The 24824-nt window shown below is 67.2% G+C and carries 25 protein-coding genes; all 25 read right to left on the bottom strand.

The genetic code is table 11. From position 1 onward, the window contains the following. Positions 1–532: 532 nt before the first annotated feature. Entirely contained in the window at positions 533–1282 is a 750-nt protein-coding gene (fliP, locus tag ASG75_RS13555; protein ID WP_056390452.1) for a flagellar type III secretion system pore protein FliP, read from the bottom strand. Continuing rightward, complete coding sequence (locus tag ASG75_RS13550; RefSeq protein ID WP_056390449.1) at positions 1279–1671, bottom strand: flagellar biosynthetic protein FliO; 393 nt, start codon at positions 1669–1671, stop codon at positions 1279–1281. The genes fliP and ASG75_RS13550 overlap by 4 nt, the downstream gene beginning before the upstream one ends. Beyond that, on the bottom strand, positions 1671–2018 hold the full coding sequence (fliN, locus tag ASG75_RS13545) for a flagellar motor switch protein FliN (protein WP_056390448.1): 348 nt from the start codon (positions 2016–2018) through the stop codon (positions 1671–1673). Before fliN ends, ASG75_RS13550 begins: the two co-directional genes overlap by 1 nt. Continuing rightward, a complete protein-coding gene (fliM, locus tag ASG75_RS13540) occupies positions 2015–3031 on the bottom strand; it encodes a flagellar motor switch protein FliM (protein ID WP_056390444.1) in 1017 nt (338 codons plus the stop codon). Before fliM ends, fliN begins: the two co-directional genes overlap by 4 nt. Positions 3032–3047: 16 nt before the next feature. Next, positions 3048–3698, bottom strand: a complete 651-nt coding sequence (locus ASG75_RS13535; protein WP_235580240.1) for a flagellar basal body-associated FliL family protein — start codon at positions 3696–3698, stop codon at positions 3048–3050. A 257-nt stretch (positions 3699–3955) separates the two neighbouring features. Continuing rightward, positions 3956–4504, bottom strand: a complete 549-nt coding sequence (locus ASG75_RS16715) for a flagellar hook-length control protein FliK (RefSeq protein WP_235580245.1) — start codon at positions 4502–4504, stop codon at positions 3956–3958. A gap of 652 nt (positions 4505–5156) precedes the next feature. Further along, entirely contained in the window at positions 5157–5582 is a 426-nt protein-coding gene (gene fliJ, locus ASG75_RS13525; protein WP_056390438.1) for a flagellar export protein FliJ, read from the bottom strand. After that, positions 5579–6946, bottom strand: coding sequence for a flagellar protein export ATPase FliI (gene fliI / locus ASG75_RS13520; RefSeq protein ID WP_056390435.1), 1368 nt, complete (start codon positions 6944–6946; stop codon positions 5579–5581). The genes fliJ and fliI overlap by 4 nt, the downstream gene beginning before the upstream one ends. Positions 6947–6962: 16 nt before the next feature. Beyond that, positions 6963–7586, bottom strand: a complete 624-nt coding sequence (locus tag ASG75_RS13515) for a FliH/SctL family protein (protein WP_056390432.1) — start codon at positions 7584–7586, stop codon at positions 6963–6965. Continuing rightward, a complete protein-coding gene (gene fliG / locus ASG75_RS13510; RefSeq protein WP_200935711.1) occupies positions 7586–8575 on the bottom strand; it encodes a flagellar motor switch protein FliG in 990 nt (329 codons plus the stop codon). The genes ASG75_RS13515 and fliG overlap by 1 nt, the downstream gene beginning before the upstream one ends. A gap of 16 nt (positions 8576–8591) precedes the next feature. Further along, positions 8592–10298, bottom strand: coding sequence for a flagellar basal-body MS-ring/collar protein FliF (fliF, locus tag ASG75_RS13505; protein WP_056390425.1), 1707 nt, complete (start codon positions 10296–10298; stop codon positions 8592–8594). Between the two features lie 47 nt (positions 10299–10345). Next, positions 10346–10672 (bottom strand): flagellar hook-basal body complex protein FliE, encoded by a 327-nt coding sequence (fliE, locus tag ASG75_RS13500; protein WP_056390422.1) that lies wholly within the window; start codon positions 10670–10672, stop codon positions 10346–10348. 151 nt (positions 10673–10823) lie between these two features. Continuing rightward, positions 10824–12248, bottom strand: a complete 1425-nt coding sequence (locus ASG75_RS13495) for a sigma-54-dependent Fis family transcriptional regulator (protein ID WP_056390419.1) — start codon at positions 12246–12248, stop codon at positions 10824–10826. A 346-nt stretch (positions 12249–12594) separates the two neighbouring features. Beyond that, positions 12595–13179 carry a PilZ domain-containing protein gene (locus tag ASG75_RS13490; RefSeq protein WP_056390416.1) on the bottom strand — a complete coding sequence of 195 codons (585 nt, stop codon included), beginning with the start codon at positions 13177–13179 and terminating at the stop codon, positions 12595–12597. A gap of 80 nt (positions 13180–13259) precedes the next feature. Then, positions 13260–13544, bottom strand: coding sequence for a flagellar protein FliT (locus tag ASG75_RS13485; RefSeq protein ID WP_235580239.1), 285 nt, complete (start codon positions 13542–13544; stop codon positions 13260–13262). After that, the gene (gene fliS, locus ASG75_RS13480; protein ID WP_056390693.1) at positions 13541–13948 is read right to left on the bottom strand and encodes a flagellar export chaperone FliS; all 408 of its coding nucleotides are present in this window, start codon (positions 13946–13948) and stop codon (positions 13541–13543) included. The genes ASG75_RS13485 and fliS overlap by 4 nt, the downstream gene beginning before the upstream one ends. Positions 13949–13979: 31 nt before the next feature. Beyond that, the gene (gene fliD / locus ASG75_RS13475; RefSeq protein ID WP_056390414.1) at positions 13980–15374 is read right to left on the bottom strand and encodes a flagellar filament capping protein FliD; all 1395 of its coding nucleotides are present in this window, start codon (positions 15372–15374) and stop codon (positions 13980–13982) included. Between the two features lie 63 nt (positions 15375–15437). Further along, entirely contained in the window at positions 15438–16916 is a 1479-nt protein-coding gene (locus tag ASG75_RS13470; protein WP_235580238.1) for a flagellin, read from the bottom strand. Positions 16917–17048: 132 nt separating this feature from the next. Further along, positions 17049–18251, bottom strand: a complete 1203-nt coding sequence (gene flgL, locus ASG75_RS13465; RefSeq protein WP_056390406.1) for a flagellar hook-associated protein FlgL — start codon at positions 18249–18251, stop codon at positions 17049–17051. Between the two features lie 3 nt (positions 18252–18254). Next, on the bottom strand, positions 18255–20129 hold the full coding sequence (gene flgK / locus ASG75_RS13460) for a flagellar hook-associated protein FlgK (protein WP_056390403.1): 1875 nt from the start codon (positions 20127–20129) through the stop codon (positions 18255–18257). Between the two features lie 72 nt (positions 20130–20201). Continuing rightward, positions 20202–21284, bottom strand: a complete 1083-nt coding sequence (gene flgJ, locus ASG75_RS13455; protein ID WP_056390401.1) for a flagellar assembly peptidoglycan hydrolase FlgJ — start codon at positions 21282–21284, stop codon at positions 20202–20204. A gap of 16 nt (positions 21285–21300) precedes the next feature. Beyond that, the gene (locus ASG75_RS13450) at positions 21301–22434 is read right to left on the bottom strand and encodes a flagellar basal body P-ring protein FlgI (protein ID WP_056390399.1); all 1134 of its coding nucleotides are present in this window, start codon (positions 22432–22434) and stop codon (positions 21301–21303) included. Next, complete coding sequence (gene flgH / locus ASG75_RS13445) at positions 22434–23114, bottom strand: flagellar basal body L-ring protein FlgH (RefSeq protein WP_056390397.1); 681 nt, start codon at positions 23112–23114, stop codon at positions 22434–22436. Before flgH ends, ASG75_RS13450 begins: the two co-directional genes overlap by 1 nt. An 11-nt stretch (positions 23115–23125) precedes the next feature. Continuing rightward, positions 23126–23911 carry a flagellar basal-body rod protein FlgG gene (gene flgG / locus ASG75_RS13440; protein ID WP_056390393.1) on the bottom strand — a complete coding sequence of 262 codons (786 nt, stop codon included), beginning with the start codon at positions 23909–23911 and terminating at the stop codon, positions 23126–23128. Positions 23912–23961: 50 nt separating this feature from the next. After that, entirely contained in the window at positions 23962–24702 is a 741-nt protein-coding gene (gene flgF, locus ASG75_RS13435; protein WP_082547616.1) for a flagellar basal-body rod protein FlgF, read from the bottom strand. Positions 24703–24824 lie beyond the last annotated feature (122 nt).

The raw sequence follows: 24824 nt of genomic DNA, 5'->3' as shown, positions 1-24824 counted from the left end.
ATAGGGGCCCCGGGTAGAGCAGCGCGCTCCCAGCGCGCACTCTTCAGAAGAGCCAGATCAAGAGCAGGAGCGAAGCCACAGCAAAGCGATGCTTTGCTGTGGCTTCTGCTTTTCCGCTTCATCACCGAGTGCGGGCCACGATGGCCCGCTGCTCTACCCGGGGTCCTTTGCGCGGCGGTGAGTCGGGGACGACAGGCCGCGCAGCGGGCGTTGCCAGGGATGGCAACGCCTTTTCGCGCGGGCAGGATGCCCGCTCGAAAAGCCCGGCCCCGGCTCACGGACTTGCCGGGCAGGAGGCCCGGCAAGCGCCAAGCGGGGGGTCGTTTTCTCTTGGTTACTTCTCTTTTGGACAAGCAAAAGAGAAGTAACTCGGGCGCCGCAGGCGCACGAAAGCTCTTGCCTCTGAAGCTCTTCGCTCTGAACGAAACAAGAGCATCGCGCACAAGGTGCGCTCCTACAGTTGCAGGAGGGCGAAAGCTCTTCGCCTTGAACTTCACAAGACGAAAATCCGCAGTGGCCATCGGGAGCATATTCATGTGTAAAAGCTCCCGGCCAGGGTCCCGAGCAGCAGCGTCCACCCATCCACCAGCACGAACAGCATGATCTTGAACGGCAGCGAGATGATCATCGGCGAGACCATCATCATGCCCATCGACATCAACACGCTGGCCACCACCAGGTCGATGATCAGGAACGGGATGAACAGCAGGAAGCCCATCTGGAACGCGGTCTTCAGTTCGCTGGTGAGGAACGCCGGCATCGCCACCTTGAACGGCACGTCGGCCTTGTCCGCATAGGGTTTTTCACCGGCCAGCCGGGTGAACAGCGCAAGGTCGGCCTCGCGCGTCTGGTCGAGCATGAAGTGCTTGAACGGCGCCGATGCCGCCGGCAGCGCCTGCTCGGCGGCAAGCTGGCCGTCCATGTACGGCTTCACGCCATCGGCATAGGCGCGATTGAGCACCGGCGACATCACGAACAGGGTGAGGAACAACGCCAGCCCCAGCAGCACCTGGTTCGGCGGGGTCGATTGCGTGCCCAGCGCCTGGCGCAGAAAACCGAGCACGATGATGATGCGGGTGAACGAGGTCATCATCAGCGCGATCGCCGGCAACAGCGTCAGCGCCGTCATCAGCGCCAGTACCTGCAGCGACAGCGTCCAGCTCTGCCCGCCACCGGGCACGTTCTGCACGTTGACCAGCGGAATGCCCGGCGGCGGTGCCGCCAGCGCAGCCAGCGGCAACAGCAGCAGCGACACCGCAACGATCCAGCGCCACGTCCTCATGAGCTGCGCTTCCAGCGTGCCAGCAGCTCGCCGAACGCCGGCAGCGATGGAGCGGCGGGCTGCTCGATCGAAACAGGCTCGGCCGGTGCGCCGTCGTAGACGTGCAGCGTGCGCATGCCGCCCGGCCCCATGCCGATCAGCAGGCGCTTGCCGTCGGCATCGAGCAGCAGCAGCCGCTCGCGCGCGCCCACCGCGAACGTCTCCACGCAACGGATGCGCCGCCCGGCCACGCCGTGGCGACGCTGCATCCGCCGGGTGAGCCAGCCGGCCGCCAGGATCAGCCCGATGATGCCCAGCAGGCTCAGCACCACGCGCACGAGTTCGCCGGCGGCATTGAACTCCGGTGTGGCCGCCGGCACGGCAGCGAGCATGAGCGCCAACGTGCTCATCAGCGCAGCTTGCGCACGCGTTCGGCCGGGCTGATCACGTCGGTCAGGCGGATGCCGAACTTCTCGTTGATCACCACCACCTCGCCATGCGCCACCAGGGTGCCGTTGACGAACACGTCCAGCGGCTCGCCGGCGGCGCGGTCCAGCTCCACCACCGAGCCCTGGTTCAGCTGCAGCAGATTGCGGATGCTGATGCGGGTGCGCCCGACTTCCATGGCCAAGGTCACCGGCACATCGAGGATCATGTCGAGGTTGACCTCGCCGCCGTCCGCGGCGACGCCGTGCAGGGGGTCAAGTTCGACGCGGGAGGCGGTATCGGCGAACGCGCTATCGCTGTGTTGGCTCATGCGGGATTCTTCTCTAGGGAATGGTCGCCGGCCGAGCGTCTTTCGCGACGACCGGCCTGGACATGGAAACGTACGGCGTTGCGGCCGTTGGACTGGCCGTAACGGCCGCGGAACACCGGCACGTCCTCGGCATAGACGGTGGCCAGCTCCGGCAGCTGCACTGGGATCACGTCGCCGGGGCGCAGATGCAGGAACTCGCCGAGGCTCAGTTGCGCTTCGAGCAGCAGCGAGTTCAGGCTCACCTCCGCATCGAGCACCTCTTCCTGCAGCAATTCGGCCCAGCGGTCGTCACGATCGGCCCGGTCGCTCTGCACGCCGGCGTCCAGCAGGGTGCGGATCGGCTCGACCATCGCGTACGGCAGGGTCAGGTGGATCTCGCCGCCGCCGCCGTCGAGCTCGACGTGGAAGCGCGACACCACCACCGTCTCGGTCGGGCTGACGATGTTGGCGAACTGCGGGTTGATTTCGGAGTTCTGATATTCGAACTGAAGCTCCAGCACCGGCGCCCACGCTTCGGCCATCGCGCCGAACAGTTCGCCCAGCATGATCTGGATGACCCGGTTCTCGGTGGCGGTGAAGTCGCGGCCCTCGATGCGGGCGTGGTAGCGGCCGTCGCCGCCGAAGAAGTTGTCGATCACGGTGAACACCAGGCGCGGCTCGAACACCACCAGCGCGGTGCCGCGCAGCGGTTTGATGCGCACCAGGTTGAGGTTGCTCGGCACCGCCAGGCTGTGCACGTACTCGGCGAACTTGATCATCTTCACGCCCAGCACCGAGACCTCGCAGGTCTTGCGCAGCACGTTGAAGATCGCGGCGCGGAAAAACCGCGCGAAACGGTCGTTGACCATTTCCAGTGTGGGCAGGCGTCCCCGCACGATGCGGTCCTGCTGGGTGAAGTCGTACGTGATCACCGCATCGCTGGGCAACGGCTCGTCGCTGCCGGTGGCTACCGCGCCGCCGCTCACGCCGTCCAGCAGCGCATCGATTTCGTCCTGGGAAAGCAGATCGCTCATGCGCGCGTCATCCCGGTCACTGCATCACGAAACTGGTGAAGTACAACGCGTCGATGCCGGGCCGGCCGAGCCGCGCCCGGACGATCTTGCGTACCGCATCAAGCGCCTCGCCCTGCAGTTTCTGGCGCCCGGCGGCGTCGCCGATGATCGCGAAGTCCTGGTTGCTGAACAGCGCCACCAGCGCATCGCGGATCACCGGATCGGCAGCCTTGGCCACCTCGATCGCATGGGGATCGTGCGACATCAGGGTGACCCCGACCTGCAGATAGCGCAGTGATTCGGCGTCGCGGAAATTCACCACGAAAGCCGGATCCAGCGGCAGATAGAGTTCGGCCTTGGCGACCTTCGGCGTCGACTTGCCGGCCCCGGCCGACGTGGACTGGCTTGACTGCCAGACATAGCCGCCGACACCCAGCGCCAGCAGCAGAACCGCCGACACCGCGATCACCAGCAGCTTGCGGCTCTTGCGCTCCGGCGGGGCATCGACCACCTCACCGGTTTGTCCGTCATCAACCATGGAAACCTCGATCTGCAATTGTTGAAAGGCACGCACACTGGCGTGCTTACCATTGCAAAAGCAAACCGCGTGCCATCGACGGTAAACGTTGTCCCAGCTGGATTTGCGGTAGGCGAAACCCGCTTGCGGCGCTTTCTTGACGCCTGCCATTGCGTCGTCGCGACGCGATCACGGCGGCTCTTCCATCAGCGCGAAAACTCCCCTGCAACGACGGCGTGGAAACCGGGAGCCTCGAACAGCCACGGTCTTGCTCGTCATTCCTGCGAAAGCAGGAACCCAGCGTCTTGCTCTTCAATAACCTGGAGTCGCCGGATCCCGACTCTCGCTGGGATGACCGCGGTTTTTCGAGATACCCACCGGCGGGACAAGAACGGTGCTGGCGAGCGCAAGGTGGCCCGTGGACGGGCTCAGGCGAACGCGTCGAGCAAACCGACCCTGCCCAGCGACACCGGCAGAACATCGCCGATCTCTTCCACCGCCGCCGTGCCGGCATCTTCGGCATGCCCCTGGCGGCCACCGCGACCGTGCTGGCCGACCTCGGCATGCCCGAGCGAAAGACCGTGCTGTGCCAGCATCTGATCCAGCTGCGGCAGGCTCTGCTGCACGGCCGAGACCGCCGCGGGGTGCTGCGCGCTGAACACCACATCGACACGCCCGTGCGTCACGCTGACGCTGACGTCGAGCGAGCCCAGTTCCTCGGGATGCAGGCGGATCCGCGCCTGCTTGATGTTCTGGCCGCCCAGCCAGGCCACCTGCTGGCCCAGGTCCTGGGCGAACGCCTGGCTCCCCAGCGGCGACTGCAGTTGCAGCTGATGCGCTGCCACCGGCGCGGCGGCAGCGGGAGGAGCCGACAGTACAGCCGCCAAGCCACGCCCATCCGATGAATCCTTGTCGACAGCGGTCGACGCCGGCAGCGCGGCGTGAGCCACCGCCAGCAAGTTGGCCGCCACCGGCATCGTGCTGACGGCGGGCGCGGCGGCTTGGCTGCCTGCTGCACCGAGCTGGAGCATGGCGGCAGCCCTGGCGTCGCTGGCCACGGTCTTGCCCGCCTGCGCCAGCGCACCGGCGGCCGCACCGGCAATGCCGGCAGCCGGCTGCAGCGCCGCTGCCACCGACGATCCCAGCAAGGCGAGCATGGCGCCCGCCATGGCGGATGCCGGCTGGTCATCCGGCTCGCTCTTGTCCGTCGACTCGCTCGTCGCCGCTACAACCGTCTCGGCGGCCTGCGCGGTTGCCGGCGGCAACACCGGCACGACACCCGGATCGACCGGCGCAGCGGCATCCGGTTGCTGGCCGAGCGATGACGGTGCAGTCGCCATGCGCCTGCGCTCATCCTGCTTGTTCGATGCGTCGTCCATGTTCCTGGCGTCATGCTGTTGCCGCGCGGCATGCAGCTGACTGTCGAAACCGGTCGCCGCGTCGGCGCCATCGCGCGGCTCGGCAGCAGCGGGTCGCGATCCCGCCGTGGCGGCGACGCTGGGTACGGTAACGGTGACGGAAGCGGTCATGGCGGGGCAATCCTTCAACGATAAATGCGCGCGGCCGGCCGCGGCGCACGCGACGAAGCCGCACGGATGCGGATCGGCAACGACAAGGCGATCGCGGCCTTCATCGCAGCCGCCGGTATTGCATGCGCTCGTCGACCTCGGCCTGCTCGTGGCGATCCGCGGCCCGGCGTTCTTCTTCGCGGTGCTGCGCGACCACGCTGACCAGCGCGCTTTCGCGGGCATGCGCCCGTCGCCAGTGATCGCGCACCTGCGCCAGCAGACGACTCTGCCGGGCCACCTCGGCCTCCTGCTGCACGATCGCCTGGTCGATCCGTTCCACGAATTTCTGCCGGTTGAGCAACGCCGTCACGCTCTGCGCGCCATCGCCGGCAGCCGCATACTCCAGCCGATAACGCTGCAGTTCACTGAGCTGGTGCTCGGCCCTGGCCAGCGCCTGCTGCTGTGCCGCCAGTTGCGCCAGCGCATCCTCGCTGCGCTGCCTGGCCTGCTCCACCGCAGGCTCCAATTGTTTCGTGCGCGAATTCATCCGGCCACCTGCGCGGCGAGAGCATCGAGTTTCTCGATCGCCACTTCGAGCGTCATCGGTTCGTCCACTTCCTGCTGCAGGAAAACGCGCAGCTGCGGCCACATCTCGATCGCCTGGTCGACCTGCGGATCGGAACCCTTCTGGTACGCGCCCACCGCGATCAGGTCGCGTTGTTGGCGATAGGCGGAATAGACCTGGCGGAAACGCTGCGCCGCGCGCAGATGCTCGCGGCTCACCACCGCCGGCATCACGCGGCTGATCGAGGCCTCGATGTCGATGGCCGGGTAATGGCCGGCTTCGGCGAGGTCGCGCGACAGCACGATATGGCCGTCCAGAATCGCGCGTGCCGCATCGGCAATCGGGTCGTGGCGATAATCGTCGCCTTCGGTCAGCACGGTGTAGAACGCGGTGATCGAGCCGCGCCCTTCGGCATCGTTGCCGGCACGTTCGACCAGCGCCGGCATCATCGCGAACACCGACGGCGGGTAACCCTTGGTCGCCGGCGGCTCGCCGATCGCCAGCGCGATCTCGCGCTGCGCCTGGGCGTAGCGGGTCAGCGAATCCATCAGCAGCAGCACGCGCTGGCCGCGGTCGCGGAACCACTCGGCGATAGCGGTGGCGTACTGAGCGCCGCGCAGGCGCTTGAGCGGCGGCGCATCGGCCGGCGCGGCGACGATCACCGCGCGGCGGCGGCCCTCCTCGCCCAGCGTGTGTTCGACGAACTCCTTCACTTCGCGGCCGCGCTCGCCGATCAGCCCGACCACCACCACGTCGGCGTTGGTGTAGCGGGTCATCATGCCGAGCAGGGTCGACTTGCCGACGCCGGAACCGGCGAACAGGCCCAGCCGCTGGCCGCGGCCGACGGTAAGCAGCGCGTTGATCGCGCGTACGCCGACGTCCAGCGGCGCGTCGATCGGCTTGCGCGCCATCGGGTTGATCGGCTCGCGCTTGAGCGCGGCGTGCTCGTCCGACTCCAGCGGACCGAGCCCGTCCAGCGGCACGCCATCGGCGCCGACCACGCGGCCCAGCAAGCCCATGCCGACCGGCAGGCCACCGCTGCGCGCATACGGGCGAACCCGTGCATTGGGCAGCACGCCATGCATGTCGCCCACCGGCATCAGCAGCAGGCGTTCATCGGCAAAACCGACCACCTCGGTCTCCAGCGTGGCACCGTCGGCCGTGTCGACCAGGCAGCGCGCACCCAGCGCGGCTTCGCAACCTTCCGCCTCCAGCGTCAGGCCGACCACCCGGCGCAGGCTGCCTTCCACGGTCAGCGTACGCACCGCTTCGGCGCGCGCGCCCTGACGCGCGAACTGACGCTGCCAGTTCGTTTGCCGGGCGGCGAGGATCGCCTCGGTGCTCATGCAGAACGCTCCGTTTTCATTTGCCGGATCCGTCGGTGTCATCGCCGAGCACGGCGTCGATCACCGCCGCCAGGCGGGTCTCCACCCGCGCATCGAGCCGGGAGCGTTCGCTCTCCAGCTGGCAGTCGCCGCGCGCCAGCGACGGATCGGCGAGCAGTTGCCAGTGGCTTTCGGCCGCACCGAGTTCATGCAGCAAGGCTAAGTCGGCCGGGTGCACGTGCACGCGAAGCTCGCGGGTGGCCGCCGGCAGCGCGGAGGCTGCCTCGCGCACGGCCCGTGCGATCAGCTCGGGCGACAGCTGCAATTCGCGCGTGATCACCCGGCCGGCCACGATCATGGCCAACCGCGCCAGCTCCTGCCCAGTCTGCTCGTCGAGCACCAGCAGCGGACGCGCCGCGGCGTCATACAGCGCATCGAGCTGCGCCATGCGCTGTTGCAGCTGCTGCTGCGCCGCGGCCGATCCTTCGGCGTGGCCCGCCGCATAGCCTTCCTCGCGCGCCTGCTGTTCGAGTGCCGCCAGCTCGCGCACGGTCGGTTGCGGCGACGTGTTGGCCGCCTTCGACGCCGTCGGCTGGGTGCCCACGTTCGGCAGTTCCCATCGCCGGAAATCCGTTGCCGCGTTGTGGGTCGTGGCGGTCATCAGACGAATTCATCCCCGCCGGAGGCCAGGCTGAGCTGCCCGGCATCGGAAAGTTTCCGGGCGATGGCCAGCACTTCCTTCTGCGCCGCGTCGACCTCGCTCAGGCGCACCGGCCCCTTCACCTCGAGGTCGTCGCGCATCATGTCGGCGGCGCGCTTGGACATGTTGGCGAAAATCTTCTCGCGCACCTCCGGCTCGGCGCCCTTCAGCGCCGTGATCAGGGTCCCCGACGGCACCTCGCGCAGCAGGATCTGCATGCCGCGGTCGTCCAGTTCGGCCAGGTCCTCGAACACGAACATCAGGTCCTCGATGCGTCCGCCCAAGGCCTCGTCCAGGCCACGGATGGCCGTCATCAATTCGGTCTCGCGGCTGGTTTCCATCGCGTTGAGGATGTCGGCGGCGGCCTTCAGCCCGCCGACGTTGGCGGACTTGAGTTTCTTGGTGTTGCCGGAGAACTGGCGCTCCATGATCTCGTCCAGCTCGTTCAACGCATGCGGCTGCACGCCGTCGAGGGTGGCGATGCGCATCACCGCGTCGGAGCGCACGCGCGGCGGCAGGTAGCCGATCACCTCGGCGGCCTGGTCGGGCTCCAGATGCGCCAGCACCAGCGCGATGATCTGCGGGTGCTCCTGGTTGATCATCTCGGCGATGGCGCGGCTCTCCATCCACTTCAGCGACTCCAGCCCCTTGCTGCTGCGGCCGAGCAGGATGCGGTCGATCAACCCACCGGCCTTGTTCTCGCCCAGCGCATTGACCAGGATCTTGCGGATGTATTCCTCGGTGCCGACGCCCAGCGAAGTCTGCCGGCCCATGTCTTCGTTGAGCTTGATCAACGCGTGTTCGACATGCTCGCGCGATACGCTGCTGAGCGCCGCCATCGCCGTGCCGACTGCCTGCACGTCGCGGGCGCTGAGGTGCTTGAGCACTTCGGCGGCGTCCTGCTCACCCAGCGTCAGCAGCAGGATTGCCGCACGCTGCGCACCATTGATGGGCGCATCGGAACGATTAGTTGCCATCTTCGCTCACCCAGTTCTTCACGACTTGCGCCACCTGTTTGGAGTTTTCGCCGACCATCCGCCGGGCCTGGCCGACGCGTTGCTCATACGAGAGCGCCGGCACGGCCCCGCCAAGCCGGGCCGGCTCGTTGCCCGCCAAATCGTCGTCGACACGCACCGAGATCTGCGGCATCGGCGACGGCAGCGCGCGCGCTGCCGTTTCGCCGCGCAGCAATCCCTTCAGCAGCGGGCGCAACAGGCCGAACGCCACCAGCAGCGCGATCAGCACGCCGATCCCCTGCTTGATCAGATCCATCACGCCGGGGCGGCCCCACAGCGGGGTTTCGGGCAGCGCCTCGAGCGCCGGGCCGCGCTGGAACGCCTGATTGATCACGCTGACGCTGTCGCCGCGAGTGGCGTTGAAGCCCACGGCATTCCTGGTCAGGTCGGTCAGGTGCTGCAGCTCCTGCGCGCTGAACGGCACCGCCTTGGGCGCTGCCGCCGGATCGTCGGCCGTATCGCCCGGCTTGTCGGGACTGACCAATTTGTCGTCCAGCACCACCGCCACGGTAAGCCGGGCCAGCCGCCCCGCCGGATCGCTGACATGGCTGATGGTGCGGTCGAGTTCGTAGTTGCGGGTGGCGCTGCTGGAACTATCTCCCCCCGAGTTGGCGGTCGTTGCCGTGGCTGTCGCGGGCGCCGCCTTGCCGGCGTCCGGCTTGGCCGCCGTGGGTTGCGCGACCATGCTCGGCGGCTGGTTGCTGAGCGCGCCAGGCACGCCGCCGGCGGCGCCATCCGCGCCGCGCTGCTCGCTGCTGGTCTGCTCGCTGCGCAGCGCCGGGTGTTCGTGGCCGAACGTCTCGGTGGCTTTCTCGGTCTGGCTGAAATCCAGATCGGCATGCACCTGCGCATGCACCCGGCCGGGGCCGACCAGCGGCGTCAGCAGTTCCTCGATGCGCTGGGCGTAGGTGTTCTCGATCCGCGTGGCGATGCGCAGGCGGTTGTCGCCCACTGCCCCCGGGCTTTCCGGATCGGTGGTCAGCAACTGGCCCTGTTGGTCGATCACGGAAACCTGGCGCGCCTCCAGGTTCGGCACACTGGCCGCCACCAGGTGCACGATCGCCGCCACCTGGCCGGCATCCAGCTGACGGCCCGGATACAAGGTGACCAGTACCGATGCGCTGGCCTCCCGATTGTCGCGGATGAAGGCGGACGGTTTCGGCAGCGCCAGATGTACGCGCGCGGCGCGCACCGACTGCAGCCCACCGATGGTGGCGCCCAGATCGGCTTCCAGCAGTTGCTGATAGCGGGTGCGTTCGGCCAGGTCGCTCATGCCGAACGGCGAGTCGGCGGCCGGCAGCGCACTGCTGGCGGCACTGCCCTGGGGCAGGCCCTTCGCGGCCAGCTTCAGCCGCAGGGCAGCCAGGTCGGCGGCCGGCGCCATGATCGACGCGCCGTCGCTGCTCAGCTGGTAAGGCGTATTGCCCGCCTGCAATTCCTGCGTGATCGCCGAGGCGTCCTTTTGTTCCAGGCCGGCATACAGCAACCCGTAGTTCGGGCCGCGCGACCACAGCACCACGGCCACGCCCAGCGCCACGGCCGCAGCCACCGCCACCAGCAGCACGAGCTGCCGCGTCGCCGGGTTGCGCGCGAGCTGTTTGAAGGGGTCCAGGCGCGAACCGTTGTCTCCGGTCGTCGCGATGGCGTTGTCTGCCATGGTGCTGCTCTTGGGCTAGGGGGCGAAGTCGGATCGACGCGTACGCGTCAGACCGGCATGTTCATGATTTCCTTGTACGCATCGACCAGCTTGTTGCGCACCTCGACCACAGTGCGCAGCGAGAGGTCGGCCTTCTGCACCGCGATCATCGTGCGACCGAGGTCTGCGCCGGGATCGCCACGCTCGAAACTCGCGGCCATGCGGCCGGCTTCCATCTGATTGCGGCCCACGGCGGAAATGGATTGTTTGAGAACGTCGGAAAAATCGGCTTGCCCGCCAACGGCCGCCGGCTTGACCGCGGCTTCCGGCGGACGCACCTGCGCCGTCATCTGGCGCATCTGTGAAAGCAGGTTGTTGACGTCGATGGTGCTCATCGCGGTGCGTCCTCATGACGGATTCCCGACGCGTGACGGGGTTTCGATTTGGTGGTTGCACGAGCCGTGCCAGCTTCTTCCGGGATTCGTCAGAGCAGTGCGGGGCCGACGAGCCTTTGCCGTTTCGAATCCCGAATCCCGACTCCCGGCCCTACGCCGCCAGGCTGTTCTGCAACCCGTACTTGCGCAGTTTTTCCACCAGGGTGGTGCGCTGCATGTGCAGCAGCCGCGCCGCGTGCGCCACCACGCCGCCGGTGGCATCGAGGGCCTGGCGGATCAGCCCCACTTCGATGTCGGCCAGGTGATCCTTCAGGTCGAGGCCATGCTCGGGCAGGATGCGCAGCGATTCGGATACCGGCTGCACGCCGGCCTCGTCCGACGGCAACTCATCTTCCATCAGCGCCAGCAGGGCCGCGCCGTGCATTTCGTCGCCGATCTGCTGGTCGCGATATTTCTTCGGCAGGTCGCTGCCGCGCACCTCGCCATGCGGGAACAGGATCGCCATGCGCTCGACCAGGTTGGAAAGCTCGCGCACGTTGCCCGGCCAGGCATGCGCGCGCAACGCCTGCATCGCACCGGCGCTGAAGCGCACCACGCCCAGCCCGCGGCGGGCGAGGCGCTGGTTGAACTCGCCGATCAGGATCGGCAGGTCCTCCAGCCGTTCGCGCAGCGACGGCAGTTCGAGCGGAAACACGCTGAGGCGATAGAACAGATCCTCGCGAAACCGGTCGCTGGCGATCGACTGCTCCAGGTTGCGATGCGTGGCGGCGATGATGCGCACGTCGCAGCGCATGGTCTTGCTGCCGCCCACCCGCTCGTAGGCGCGCTCCTGCAGCACGCGCAGCAGCTTCACCTGCATCGGCAGGCTCATGTCGCCGACTTCGTCGAGGAACAGGGTGCCGCCTTCGGCCATTTCGAAACGGCCCTTGCGCGCGCTGATCGCACCGGTGAAGGAGCCCTTCTCGTGACCGAACAGCTCGCTCTCCAGCAACTCCGCCGGAATCGCCCCGCAGTTGATCGCCACGAAGGGCTTGTCCCGGCGCGGCGAATGCTCGTGGATCGCGCGCGCCACCATTTCCTTGCCGGTGCCCGATTCGCCCAGCACCAGCACGGTGGAATCGAACGGCGCGACTTGGCGGATCAAGCCGTTGACGCGGATCATCGGCGCCGAGTTGCCGACAAAGCGCAAGCCACTGGACTGGCCGCCAAGCAGGCGCGCGTAGATATTGCGCATGGCCTCGGCCATCTTCTCGTAGCGCAGCGGGAACGCCAGCGTGGCCACCCGCGCGGCAAACGGCGACGTCGGCGCGCTGAAGCGTTCGACCCAGGCCGAGTCGCTCGCCAGCAATACCGGAGCGTGCGACGCGGCGGTGCCCAGCAGGGCGAACTGACGTTCCGCCTCGGCGGCATCGTCGACGCTGCCGATGTACACCGCGCGCCATGCATGGGTGGATTCGTCCGTCTCGCGGCAGGCGGCGCCATGCTGTGGCCGGTAGCCGAGGAAGTGGAGCGCCGAGAGCACGGACTCCACACGCGTCTCATCGGATTCGATGACCAGGAAGTCGAATTTCTGCATCGCTTTCTCCTTACCACACTGCTTGTTTGGCGGTCCCCGCTTCCAGCGAGGCCACTTTTTCATCGGTGCCGGGTTTCCGTTGCCGGCCTGATGAACCATGAGCAATAAGGAGGCCAATTTTTCAGGCCATCGCGACGGTAAAACGTCACATGCCGGGAAAGCTGACGCCCTCGCGCCGGCGAACATACGTGGGCGTTCCCTGTAACTGCATGAAACAAAAACGTTTGCGTGGCATCCGCAACGCGGCAGTGCACACGCGGCAGGTGTGATCGGCGTCGAAGCAACTGCGGACCGGGTTTCGTAAGTGCGAACCACGTCACACAGCGTCTGCCGACCAAAGCGCGCTTTAACCGATCAGCTGGCGCGCCCCTGCCACTTTGCGTCGGTGATGGCGGAAAACCAGTCGCTCAATTGCGTCACCCAACACATCGCCGAGCGGCGCGAAAACCACGAACACCCGACCATCGTCGAATTGACGTTCCACTCGCGCGGCGAGTTCAAGCGGAAGGCTTCGGCAGAGATCGAAGCGGATGCGCAGCAACAGTCCGTCGCCGGCCGGCGCCAGGCCGGCGGGCAGGATCGCCCCGGTCGCATTGAAGCGCAGCAGCTGCCGCGGCGGCAGCACGCTGCCGGGCACCAGCAGGTTGTTGACGATCTCCACGAGCATGGTGAGCTTGGCATCCATCCGCAGGATTTCCTGCATCAGCGGACTGTCGTCCTCGCCGGTATCGGCACGGCGCTCTTCCAGTGCCGCGATCGCCGCCAGCGTGTTCGCGTTGCGTTCGGAAAACTGCTGCAGCTGCGCCGGCGGCGGCGGCCAGGCAAGCGGCTCGCAGTCGGCGTGCAGGCTCTCTTCGCAGCTGACCCGCTGCTCGAAATCGTCCCAGCTGGCCGGGGTCATGCTGCCCGGAGTCATACTGTCTGAAGTCATGGCGCGGCTCCGCGACGCAGTGATGCCGAAACCACCACGCCGGCGGCTTTCGGAGATAAGAACTCAGCAGCCGCGGCGCGTCACGGCTGTGCGTAGGCGGCGATCGCGCGGGCGCGATCGGTTTCCCGCTGCCATTGTCCGGCGGCTGAATCCCGCGCGCTGCCGACGATCGCCTGCAGCCGGCGATCGTACGCCAGAATCTCGTCCAGCTGCGCGAGGCTGGCCGGGTCAGACGCATGCCGGCGCAGCAGCAACGGCTCGCGCTCGGCCTCCAGCTCGATCAGCCGCGACCATTCCTGCGCGTGCGCGGCGGCCAGCATGCTGTGGGTCAGCCGCAGCGCGCGTTCCAGGATGCCCGTGCTCACGCGCCGGTCGCAGGCTGGGCCGCGGCGGGGGCAATTTTCACCCAGCTGTCGCGGATGGGTTGCAGCAGGTTGCTGACCTCGTCGATCAGGCTGGCGTCGTCGCGCAGGTTGGCCTGCAGCAGGCGGCGGCTCATGTAGTCGTACAGCGAATCCAGCCGCTCGACCAACACCGGATCGGCCTTGCGATCGAGGCTTCCGCGCAATCCGCCGAGGATCTCGATGCAGCGCGTGATCGCCTCGCCCTTGGCGGCGACCTCGCCACGAACCATGTGCGCGCGGGCCTTCACCAGCCGCTCCAGCGCGCCATCCATCAGCAGCGTGATCAGTCCGTGCGGGTCCGCCGACTCCACCCCGCTATGTGAGCGAACTTGTTGATAGGCGCCTGCGCCGTAGCCGAATGCCATGACCATATCCTCTTGCTGGTGTCCCTGAGAACTACTTCTTGTTGGCGTTGGTGAGCGCGTCAAACTGCTGCTGCAGATAACTGCTGGTGCTGTTGAGCTTGGACATCAGCGTGTCGAGCGCGCTGAACTGCGCCTGGTAGCGCGCGGTGAGGCTGTCCATGCGCGTGTTCAGTGCGGTCTGCTGGTCGCCCAGGTCCTTCAACTGCTGGCTGATGCTGTCGGTGCGCCCGGCCAGCACGCCGTCATCACCAACCCACTGGGTCAACTGCGCGCCCAGCTGGGCGGAGAAGCCGTTGGTGCCGCCGAACAGGGCGCCGACCTGCTTGCCGCCGTCGCCGAGCGCGGCGGAAAGCTTGTCGTTGTCCAGTTTCAGGGTGCCGTCCACCTGCAACGAGATGCCGATGGAAGACAGGCTGGCGCCGTTGGCGCTGCCGCCGATGATCCGCGACAAGGTGCTGTTGATGCCGTTGAGCGTGGCGTCGCCGATCATCGCGCCGGCGGTCTTGCTGGTGACGTCGTACTTGGTCAGGTTCTGGTAGATCCCGACGAAGCTGTTGTAGGTATTGACCAGGTTGCTCAGCGCGCTGGTGGCCTTGGACGGGTCATCGGCCACGCTGACCGTGCTGGTGCCCAGCGTGGACAGGTTGAGGGTGAGTCCGTCGCTGGCCGTGCTGATGCTGTTGCCGGCGCTGTTCGCGGCCAGGCCGTCGATGGTGTAGAGCGCGTCGCTGGCCGCATTGATCACGGTCAGACTGTTGCCGCTGCTGGCGCTTGCGTCGTAGTTGAGCGCGGCAAGGCCGCCGTCGCCGCCGCTGCTCGACACCGTGAAGCCATTGGCTGCGCCGGTGCGGGTACCGCTCAGCACCAGGTGTGCGCCGTCGGTGCCGTTGACGATGGTGGCGCTCACGCCGGGATTGTCGCTGGCCTTGTTGATCGCGTCGCGGATCGACGCCAGCGAACCATTGCTGCCATCGATGGAAAGATTCATGGCCTGGCCGCCCACCGTGATGGTGAGGGTACCCGTGCCGATCTGAGTGCTGCTGTCGGTGAATGCGCCGGACGACGCCTTGAGGGCGCTGGCCAGCTGGGTCACTTCGATCTTGTAGCTGCCGGCCACGGCCGTGCCGGTGGCGGTGGCATTCAGTACATCGGTATCGCTGCTGGTGACGTTGCGCGCGCTGAACGCGCTGCCGTCGCTGATCGAGGCCATGGCCGACTGCAGCGCGGAGAGCGCGGCGTTGATCTGGCCCAGGGCCGAAAGCTGGGTGTTGGCGGTGGTCGCCTGGTCGGTGATCTGGTTCTGCTGGGGAGCCTTCTTCGCTGCCACCAGCTGGCTGACCAAGGTGGCCACATCGAGGCCCGATCCGACACCCATCGAGGTCAACAGGCCTGTGGTGGGTGTCGTGGAATTGACGGTTATCGCCATGATCGGACTTTCCTGGTTTCAAATGGAACGGCCGCGGACATCCGCGGCCGTTCCGGCGGCAAGTTACTGCAGCAGCTTGAGCACGCTCTGCGTGGAAGCGTTGGCCTGCGCCAGCACCGAGACACCGGCCTGTTGCAGGATGTTCGCGCTGGACATGTTCGCGGTCTCCGCGGCGAAGTCGGCATCCTGGATCTGGCTGCGCGACGAGCTGAGGTTCTGCGAGATGGTCTGCAGGTTGGCGATGGTGGAATCGAAACGGTTCTGCACCGCGCCGAGGTCGCTGCGCATGGAGCTGATGGTGCCCAAGGCGGCATCGATGCGGCTGATGGTGTCGTTCGCGCCGCTCACGGTCTTCACGTTGCTGCTGGCCAGATCGCCGCCGGTGGCAATGGCGGTGGCGCCGGCACCGGTGAAGCCCAGTTTGCCCGCGCCTGCAGCGGCCTTGGCGCCGTTCACGGTCAATGCAGCCTGCGCGTTCAGGTGCATTTCCTTGCTGCTGCTGTCGTAGTAGGCGGAAACACCGGCAACGCCCTTGCTGTTGATCGCATCGACCAGGCTCTGGGCGTCCTTGTAGGTACCCGCCATGTCGGTACCGTCGATGGTCAGGTCGCCGCTGGCGAGGGTCAGGTCGGACGGGGTTCCAGCTACGGCCGGAGTGCCTGCAGTGGCCGGCGTTTGCGCGGCGACCGTGCTCAAACCAGCGGTAGTTGCCTGGGCGCCGCTGAAGGTAAAGCCATTGGCGGTGCTGTTGGTGACGGTCAGGGTGCCATCACCGTTGTCGGCCGCGACGGTGGAGCCTGCGGCGGTATTGATCGCCGTAGCGAGTGCGGAAGCATCCGCATACGTACCGTCGGCAATAGCATGCGCGCCGTTGCCGTCGCCCAGATCGATCGAGAAATCACCGGCAACCGTGACGCCGCCACTGACATCGGCGCTGGTCGCTGTACCGTCAACGGCTGGTGTGCCTGCGACAGCCGCGGTACCGCCGGACAGGAACAGGCTGCTGATGTCACCGGTCGCCGAGGTGGCCATCTGACCGACCTGCTTGGCGCCGGCGCCCTGGCTCAGGTTCACCGAAATCGTTTCGCCGACGTTCGCGCCGATCTGGAACGCGGCGCTGCCGAAGGTGCCGTCGAGCACGTGGCGACCGTTGAACGTGGTCTGCTGCGAGATGCGGGTGATTTCCGACAGACGCTGCTGCACTTCGGCGTCGAGCGCGGCGCGGTCGCTGTCGGAGTTGGTGGCGTTGGCCGACTGCACCGCCAGCGTGCGGATGCGCTGCATGTTGTTGGTCACCTCGTTCAACGCGGACTCGGTGGTCTGCGCCAGCGAGATGCCGTCGTTGGCATTGCTGACGGCCTGGTTGAGGCCGTTGATCTGGGTGGTGAAGCGGGTCGAGATGGCGAGGCCGGCGGCGTCGTCCTTGGCGCTGTTGATGCGCATGCCAGAGGAGAGGCGCGAGATCGCGGTGGCCAGCTTGCTCTGTGACGTCGCCAGATTTTTCTGGGCATTCAGCGAGCTGATGTTGGTGATAACGCTCATGACCATGGGAATTCTCCGAATCGGGGTGGTGTGCCGACTTGAGGTCGGCTCAGACAATCCGGCGGGGATTCACCATTGAATGCATCCGCCTTGTGAACTGTTTCGACCCACAACACCGAAACTTGAGCCTTGTCAACGCAAATAATCGAACAATTTTGAACCCTGGATCTTGGTGAACGTCTGCTGCGCCGCCTGCAGCGCGGTGGTCTGCGCACCGAGCTGGCTGATCGCGTCGTAGTAGTTCAGATCCTGCACGTCCGACAGCGCGCTCTTGTACTGCAGGGTCAGGTCGTCGTTGAGTCCGCTCTGCTGATCGAGCGCGTTCATGCGCGCGCCGACCATGCCGCGCGTGCGCGTGATCGTGTCGATCGCCTGGTCGAGATTCGCGAACTGCGTGTTGATGCCGTTCTGCATGTCAGCACCGCCGCCGTTGGGCTGGCGTAGCGTGTTGATGATGTTGTCCAGCGTGGTGAACACATCCTGTTTGGCGGAGGCGCCCAACGAGAACGTGTCGCCTGCGTTGGGCGTGCCGCCGAACGCCACCTGCGCGCCACGGAAGACGATGCTGCCGCCGCTGGTTGCGTCGTAGCTGCCGCTGTCCAGCACCGTGCCGCTGCCGTCGCGCACTTCATACGCATCGGCAGCGGTGAACACGATGCTGTAGTCGCCGCCATCCCATGCCGAAGGATTCGCGTTGGGGTTGCTGACGCTGCTGGCGCCGGCTACCGCGCTGCCCGTATTGGCCGCACCGGCGCTGATCGCGAACCTGCCGTTGCCGGTGGGAATGTCGGCGAACACCGCACTGCCCGGATCGCCGGTGGCCACCTGCAGGCCCGGGCCGGCGGCGACCATGCGCTGGCCGTCATCGCCCAGGTAGGTCACGCCGTTCTGCGAAGCGAACGGTGCGGTGCCAGTGCGGTTGCCGGCGAACAGGTAGTCGCCCTGGCCATCCTTGCTGTTGGCCTGGCCGAGCAACTGCTGGCGCAACTGCACCATCTCGGCGGCAATGTCGCCGCGGGTCTCGTCGGTCTGCGTGCCGTTGGCCGCTTGCAGCAGCAGCGTGCGCACGCGGCCCAGCACGTTGGTGACGTTGGACAGGGTCTGGTCTTCCAGTCCCAGCCGCGCGTTGGCCGTGGTGATGTTGCGCTGGTATTGCGCGACGTCCGCGGTCAGATGCGATAAATCCAGCGCACGCGCCGCGCCCACCGGATCGTCGGACGGCTGGTTGATGCGCTTGCCGGTGCTCAACTGGATGTTGAGGTCGGACAGGTCGCTCTGCCGGTCCATCATGCTGCCGACGGACTGCTGCTGCATCCAGCTGGTGGAGACTCGCATGGCTTACCCCTGCACGGCGCTGAGCAGCGCGCCGAAGATGTTGTTGGCGGTGCTGATGACCTGCGCGGAAGCCTGGTACGCCTGCTGGTAACGCAACAGGTTGGCGGCCTCCTCGTCCAGGTTCACGCCGGAGACGCTTTGCTGCGAACTCATCGCCTGGTGGTACACCGCGGTTTGCGTGGTCAAGTCGTCGCCGGCCAGCGCGCCGGCGCTGCCGACCTGGCTGACCAGCTGGCCATAGGCGCGGCCCGCGCTGGTGACGCCGCCATCGAGCACGCCGAGGTTGGCGACCTTGCCCAGCATCAGCGCGTTGCTGTTGTCGCCCTGCGCATTGCTGTTGGCCTGCACGCCGAAGCTGTCGCCGGCCTGCGGCGCGCCGCTGAGTTGCATGCTCCAGCCGTTGTGGACGATCGGCTGGCCCGGGGTAAAGACCTGCGCCGGGCCGCCGTCGATGCTGTAGCTGGTGGCCGTGGCGAACACGACGGAGCTGCTGGCGAACAGGTTGGCGTCGCTGCCGTCGCTGATGCTGACGCTGGGCGCCGCCGTGCCGGTGTTGCCGGCCGTAGCGGCGGCGGTGAGCGGCGCGGCGGCGGCGATCTTGTCGGGGTCGTCGATCGCCACCGAAAAACTCGCGGCGGCGTTGCGGCTGGGCTGCACGCGGAAACTGTCGCCGGCACTGGCGCTGCCGCCCACCACCAGGCTCAGCCCGGCGGCGGTGAACGGATCGGCGCTGGTGCCGCTGCCGCTGAGCGCGACGCTGCTGCCGTTGGTGTCGCGCACGCTCCAGTTGCTGCCGTCGTAGCTCAGCACATAGTCCTTGCCGGTCAGCGCACCGATGTCGCCGATGCTTGCGTCCAGCGTGCCGCTGCCACTGTTGGTGCTGGCCGCCTGCACGGTCGGGCCGGCAACATCGAAGAACGTGCCGCCGATCTTGCCCTGCAGGTCCGCGCCCTGCGCATGCTGCGCATTGAACGCGCTGGCCAGTGCCTGCGCGGTGCGGCCCAGCTGATTCTGCGCCGGATCGAGCACGTTGCTGCGGAAATCCAGCAACGCACCCAGGGTGCCGCCGCCGAGGCGACCGCTGAGCACGTTGCCCGAGGCCGCACCCACCACCTCCCGGCGGGTGGCGTCGTACATGTTGGGCGCGGTGCCCAGCGCATGTGCCTCGGTGCCGGTGACCAGCGCCTGGCCGTTGCCCACGAACACGCTGATGGTGTTGTCGTTCTGCGGCACCACACTGATGCCGACCTGGCCGGCCAGCTTCTTCACCAGCGCATCGCGCTGGTCGAGCAGGTCGGCCGGCGGCGTGCCGTCGGTGGCCTGCGAGGATCGGATCAACCCGTTCAATTTGGCGATCGACTGGCTGTCGCTGTTGATCGAATCGACGGTGTCGCCGATCTGCTGCTGCACCTGGCCGGAAAGCTGGTTGAACTGGCCGGACAGCGCCCGGAACGTGCTGGCGAGTCCGCCGGCCCGGGCCAGCAGCACCTGGCGCGAAGCCGCATCCGACGGCGCGTTGGCCATGTCCTGCACGGCACCGAAGAAACTGTCCAGCGAAGTCTGCAGGTTGCTGCTGCCGGAAAGCTGGTTGTTGAGCTGGCCGGTGAGGCTGGCCATGGCGCTGGCGCGCCCTTGTCCGGAGCTGGCCGACCACAGCGAGCTGTTCAGGAACTGGCTGTACGCACGCTGCACCGCCACGGTATTGACGCCCGTGCCGACGTAGTAATTGGCCTGTCCTTCGGGCAGCCGGGCGCCGAACGACACCAGCTGGCGGCTGTAGCCGTCGGTGTTCGCGTTGGCCACGTTGTGGCTTACCGTACTGAGCCCGATCTGCGCGGCAAGCAGCCCGGACACGCCGGTCGAAAGCATGTCAGCCATGGAACATCCTCAACGCCTGGAGCACCGCCGGAACGGCACGGCACGTGACAACGGTAACGGCCGGGCGGGCATTCACTTGAGTTCGCCCGACAGTCGGAGTGTCGCCAGCGCCTCGCGCATCTGCGGGCTGTTGGCGATTGCGGTGATCTTGGCGACGTACGACGGGTCGGTGGCGTAGCCGCCGTTTACCAGTGCCCGCGCAAAGCCGGCAACGTTCTCGCCCTGGCCCAGCGCCTGCGCGTAGCGCGGGCTGTCGGCCAGCAGGCTCGCGTAATCGGCGAACGATTCGGACGGCGAGTCGTAGGCACGGAATTGGTCGCGCCGGCGCACCGCCACGCCGTTCTCGTACTCCAGCGTGGGCACGCTGACCTTGTCGCCGTCCCAGCTGCTGCCGGCCTTGATGCCGAACAGGTTGTTGCTGCTGCTGCCGTCGCCATGGCTGGGCAGGTGCTTGCCCCAGCCGGTTTCCAGCGCCGCCTGCGCCAGCAGCGCGCGCACCGATACGCCAAGTTTTTTCGCGGCCAGCTCGGCATGCGGCGCTAGCGCGCGAACGAAGCCCACCGGGTCGCCGCCCGGCAGCAGCTTCGCCGCGGTGCCGGCTACATCCAGCGCGCCTTGCGCCATGCGGTCGAGCGCCTGGCGCCACGCCGAGCCGGCGTCGGCCGTCGATGGCGTGACCATGATGCCGGCGCTGTCGGCCGCATCGCCGGCGCCGTCGAGCGCAGCATCGCTGGCGCCCAGTTGCAGCAGCGCGCGCACATTCGCGTTGAGCACGCCGGCGCCGGGCAGCGGCAGGCCATGGCTGGCATCGGCCGCGGTCGCGGCGGCGTCCGGCTTGCCACCAAGCTGGCGCACCAGCATCTTCGCGATGCCGAGGCCGTTGTGGCCGTTCGCCAGGCTCAACGACAGCTGCTGGTCGAACATGTCGCGATACGAATTGACCTGCTCGCTGCCGGCGATGTCGCTGCCCATGCTGGCATTGGCGTCGCGCATCGACTTCAGCATCATCTGGGTGAAGATCGCCTCGAACTGCTTGGCCACGGCCGGCAGCGCGCTCTTGCCGCCGTCGCTGCGCGCCTGCGCACGCAACTGCTGGAACCCGGACAGTTCGGTCCAGGTATCGAGCGCAGGCGATGTGCTGTTGATCGACGTCATGGTCCCGTCACTCAGGTCAGATCACCACGAGGTCCGCATGCAGCGCGCCAGCCTGCTTCAGTGCCTGCAGGATCGAGATCAGGTCGCTCGGCGTGGCGCCGACCTGGTTCACCGCGCGCACGATGGTGTCCAGGCTCACGCCCGGGCCGAACTTGAACATGTGCGCGCCCTCTTCGCTGACCTGCACGCTGCTGCTCGGCACGACTGCGGTCTGCCCCTGGCTGAACGGCGCCGGCTGGCTGACCTGCGCCTGCTCGCCGATGGTGACCTGGATCGCGCCATGCGCCACCGCGGCTGCCGTAACCCGGACGTCCGAACCGATCACCACGGTGCCGGTACGCGAGTTCACCACGATCCGCGCCGGGGCATCGCCCGGCTGCACGTCGAGGTTCTGGATCGCACCCAGCCACGCCACTTTCTGCGCCGGATCCTGCGGTCCGCGCACGGACACCGAGCCGCCGTCGAGCGGCTGCGCGGTACCGGCGCCGTAGGCCTGGTTGATCGCCGTGGCGATGCGCGTGGCCGTGGTGAAGTCGGCGGTGTTGAGGTTCAGCATCAGGTCGCCGCCGCCGGCAAACGACGAGGCCACCACGCGCTCCACCGAGGCGCCGTTGGGAATGCGCCCGCTGGCGGAAATGTTCACCTGCACGCTGGAACCGCTCTTGCCCTGGGCACTGATGCCGCCGACCACCACGCTGCCCTGCGCCACCGCGTAGACGTTGCCGTCGGCGCCGCGCAACGGCGCCATCAGCAACTGGCCGCCGCGGATGCTCTTGGCGTTGCCGATCGAGGCGACGGTGACGTCGATGGTCTGGCCCGGCTTGGCGAACGGCGGCAGATCCGCCGTCACCATCACCGCCGCGGCGTTCTTCAGCTGCGGCCGCGCGTTGGCTGGCACCGTGATGCCGAACTGCTGCAGCATGTTCTCCAGGCTCTGCGTGGTGAACGGCGCCTGCGTGGTCTGGTCGCCCGAGCCGTCCAGACCCACCACCAGTCCATAGCCGATCAGCTGGTTGCTGCGCACGCCGGCCACCTGCACGAGGTCGCGTATCTTGTCCGCACGTACAGGGCCGCTCAGCGCACACAGGGCCACGGCAAGCCCGGCGAGTACGCCAGCCGCGCGCCGCTGCAGAAATCGGGGCATGCTCATCAGAACGGCATCCACTTGGAATTGAAGAAGCGCGACAGCCAGCCGCGCGTGTTCGCGTCGGCCAGGGTGCCGCGGCCGGTGTAGCTGATCCGTGCGTCGGCGACGCGGGTGGACGGCACCACGTTGTCCTGGCCGATGTCCTGCGGACGCACGATGCCGGAGATGCGCACCAGCTCCTGGCCCTGGTTGATGGTCAGCCACTTTTCGCCGCGTACCAGCAGGTTGCCGTTGGTGAGGCGCTGCGCCACGGTGACGGTGATCTGCCCGGTGAGCTGGTTGCTCTGTGTGCTGGAGCCGGCGCCGTCGAAGCTGCGCTCGCCGTCCAGTCCGATGTTCGCCACCTTGCCGCCGATCGACAGGTTCTGGCCGAGCACGGTGGGCGAGGCGATGTTGGCCTTGTCGGTCTTGCTGGTGCTGGTGGTGGCCTTCTTGCTGGCCTGGGTGCTCTCCACCAGCGCCACGGTGAGGATGTCGCCGACGCGGTGCGCGCGCGGGTCGGCGAACAGCTCCATGTTCTGCTGGTCGTGATAGATCGAGCCATCGGCCTGCGCCGGCGCGATCTGCTGCGCGGGCGGCGGCGTCGGCGCCCATTCGGCATCGTCGTGCGCGCGCGGGCCGCTGGCACAACCGGCCAGCAGGGCCAGCGCGCACAGTACGAGGGGATAACGACGATCGAACATCACGACATGCCTCAGGTCTTGTTGGTGAGGAACTGCAGCATCGAGTCGGCGGCGGACACCGCCTTGGAATTCATCTCGTAGGTGCGCTGGGTTTCGATCATGTTGACCATCTGCTCCACCACGTTGACGTTGGAGCTTTCCAGCGCGCCCTGCGCCAGCGTGCCCAGGCCGTTGAGGCCCGGCTGGCCGATCTGCGGCGAACCGCTGGAGGCGGTTTCCAGATAAAGGTTGTCGCCGTTCGGCTGCAGGCCGGCGGGGTTGATGAAGTCGGCCAGCTGCACGGTGCCGATCTGCTGCGTCGCGGCCTGACCCGGCACGCTCACGCTGATGGTGCCGTCGCTGCCGATGGTGATGCTTTGCGCATTCGCCGGAATGCTCACCGCAGGGTCCACCGCGTAACCGTTGGCGGTGACGATCTGGCCGTTCTGGTCCATGTGCAGCGAGCCGTCGCGGGTATAGGCGATGCTGCCATCGGGCATCGTCACCTGCAGGAAGCCGCGACCCTGCACGGCCACGTCCAGCGAGTTGCCGGTCTGCTCGATGTTGCCCTGGGTGAACAGCTTCTCGCTGCCGACCACGCGCACGCCGGTACCCAGCATCAGGCCGGCCGGCGCCTGGGTCTGCTCGGTGGTCTGACCGCCCGGCTGGCGCAGGTTCTGGTAGACCAGGTCCTGGAACGAGGCACGCGCGCTCTTGTAGCCGGTGGTGTTGGCGTTGGCGAGGTTGTTCGAGATCACGTCCATGCGCGTCTGCTGCGCATCGAGGCCGGTCTTGGCTACCCACAGGGATGAAAACATGTCGATGGACTCCGTCTGGACGTCTGGATGTCTTTGTGAAATTCGTGCGGTCAGGTCATCTGCAGCAGGCGCGAAGCCGACTGCGCGTTTTCGTCGGCACTGTGGATGGCCCGTATCTGCAATTCGTACTGGCGCGAGAGCTGGATCATCTGCACCAGCGTCTGCGACGGGTTGACGTTGCTGGACTCGAGCACGCCGGACTTCAGGGTGACCGCCGGGTCCGTGTCCACCGTGCCGCCGCCGCTCAGGTGCATCAGCCCATCGCTGCCCAGCGCGAGCTGGTCGGACGCCGGGTTGACCAGCTTGATGCGGCCGACCGCGGCAATGGTCTCCGGGCCCTGCCCCATCGGCACCACCGACACGGTGCCGTCGGCGCCGATGTTCATCTGCGCGCTCTGCGGCACGCTGATCGGACCGCCGTCGCCAAGCACCAGGTTGCCGCGGGCGTCGGTGAGCAGGCCATCCGGAGTCAGCCGCAACTCGCCGGCACGGGTATAGCCTTCGCTGCCGTCGGCACCCTGCACCGCGATCCAGCCCGCTCCCTGCACGGCCACGTCCAGCTGGCGGCCGGTCTCGATCTGGCCGCCCTCGCGCATGTCCACGCCCAGGCCCTGCGCCACGCCGTTGATCCGTGTGGGCATGCCCGGGCCCTGCACCGCCAGCGGCTGGAAGGCCGACAGCTGTGCCTTGAAACCGACCGTGTCGGCGTTGGCCAGGTTGTGCGCCACCTCCGACTGCTCGCGCATCATCTGCGTGGCGCCGGTCATGGCTACGTAAAGCGAACGATCCATGGAAAGCCTCGATTCTTCAGCGGACTGCCACCCTTCCAGACGTCATTCCCGCAAAAGCGGGAATCCATCTTGACCTTGCGTTCCAGAGCGAAATGGATTCCCGCTTTCGCGGGAATGACGCC

Origin of the sequence: Rhodanobacter sp. Soil772 (assembly GCF_001428385.1) — a bacterium.
GTDB lineage: Bacteria > Pseudomonadota > Gammaproteobacteria > Xanthomonadales > Rhodanobacteraceae > Rhodanobacter.
This window is presented reverse-complemented; position numbering and strand designations above follow the sequence as displayed.

Excerpts from the sequence above, each read along its gene's own strand:
- flgG (WP_056390393.1), bottom strand. The coding sequence starts at position 23,911 with ATGTTTTCATCCCTGTGGGTAGCCAAGACCGGCCTCGATGCGCAGCAG.
- flgF (WP_082547616.1), bottom strand. The coding sequence starts at position 24,702 with ATGGATCGTTCGCTTTACGTAGCCATGACCGGCGCCACGCAGATGATG.
- fliP (WP_056390452.1), bottom strand. The coding sequence starts at position 1,282 with ATGAGGACGTGGCGCTGGATCGTTGCGGTGTCGCTGCTGCTGTTGCCG.
- ASG75_RS13490 (WP_056390416.1), bottom strand. The coding sequence starts at position 13,179 with ATGACTTCAGACAGTATGACTCCGGGCAGCATGACCCCGGCCAGCTGG.
- fliN (WP_056390448.1), bottom strand. The coding sequence starts at position 2,018 with ATGAGCCAACACAGCGATAGCGCGTTCGCCGATACCGCCTCCCGCGTC.
- ASG75_RS13535 (WP_235580240.1), bottom strand. The coding sequence starts at position 3,698 with ATGGCAGGCGTCAAGAAAGCGCCGCAAGCGGGTTTCGCCTACCGCAAA.
- ASG75_RS13495 (WP_056390419.1), bottom strand. The coding sequence starts at position 12,248 with ATGCAGAAATTCGACTTCCTGGTCATCGAATCCGATGAGACGCGTGTG.
- flgL (WP_056390406.1), bottom strand. The coding sequence starts at position 18,251 with ATGCGAGTCTCCACCAGCTGGATGCAGCAGCAGTCCGTCGGCAGCATG.
- fliJ (WP_056390438.1), bottom strand. The coding sequence starts at position 5,582 with ATGAATTCGCGCACGAAACAATTGGAGCCTGCGGTGGAGCAGGCCAGG.
- ASG75_RS13550 (WP_056390449.1), bottom strand. The coding sequence starts at position 1,671 with ATGAGCACGTTGGCGCTCATGCTCGCTGCCGTGCCGGCGGCCACACCG.
- fliS (WP_056390693.1), bottom strand. The coding sequence starts at position 13,948 with ATGGCATTCGGCTACGGCGCAGGCGCCTATCAACAAGTTCGCTCACAT.
- ASG75_RS16715 (WP_235580245.1), bottom strand. The coding sequence starts at position 4,504 with ATGCCGGTGGCGGCCAACTTGCTGGCGGTGGCTCACGCCGCGCTGCCG.
- ASG75_RS13450 (WP_056390399.1), bottom strand. The coding sequence starts at position 22,434 with ATGAGCATGCCCCGATTTCTGCAGCGGCGCGCGGCTGGCGTACTCGCC.
- flgK (WP_056390403.1), bottom strand. The coding sequence starts at position 20,129 with ATGGCTGACATGCTTTCGACCGGCGTGTCCGGGCTGCTTGCCGCGCAG.
- ASG75_RS13470 (WP_235580238.1), bottom strand. The coding sequence starts at position 16,916 with ATGAGCGTTATCACCAACATCAGCTCGCTGAATGCCCAGAAAAATCTG.
- ASG75_RS13515 (WP_056390432.1), bottom strand. The coding sequence starts at position 7,586 with ATGACCGCCACGACCCACAACGCGGCAACGGATTTCCGGCGATGGGAA.
- flgJ (WP_056390401.1), bottom strand. The coding sequence starts at position 21,284 with ATGACGTCGATCAACAGCACATCGCCTGCGCTCGATACCTGGACCGAA.
- fliD (WP_056390414.1), bottom strand. The coding sequence starts at position 15,374 with ATGGCGATAACCGTCAATTCCACGACACCCACCACAGGCCTGTTGACC.
- fliM (WP_056390444.1), bottom strand. The coding sequence starts at position 3,031 with ATGAGCGATCTGCTTTCCCAGGACGAAATCGATGCGCTGCTGGACGGC.
- fliE (WP_056390422.1), bottom strand. The coding sequence starts at position 10,672 with ATGAGCACCATCGACGTCAACAACCTGCTTTCACAGATGCGCCAGATG.
- fliF (WP_056390425.1), bottom strand. The coding sequence starts at position 10,298 with ATGGCAGACAACGCCATCGCGACGACCGGAGACAACGGTTCGCGCCTG.
- flgH (WP_056390397.1), bottom strand. The coding sequence starts at position 23,114 with ATGTTCGATCGTCGTTATCCCCTCGTACTGTGCGCGCTGGCCCTGCTG.
- fliI (WP_056390435.1), bottom strand. The coding sequence starts at position 6,946 with ATGAGCACCGAGGCGATCCTCGCCGCCCGGCAAACGAACTGGCAGCGT.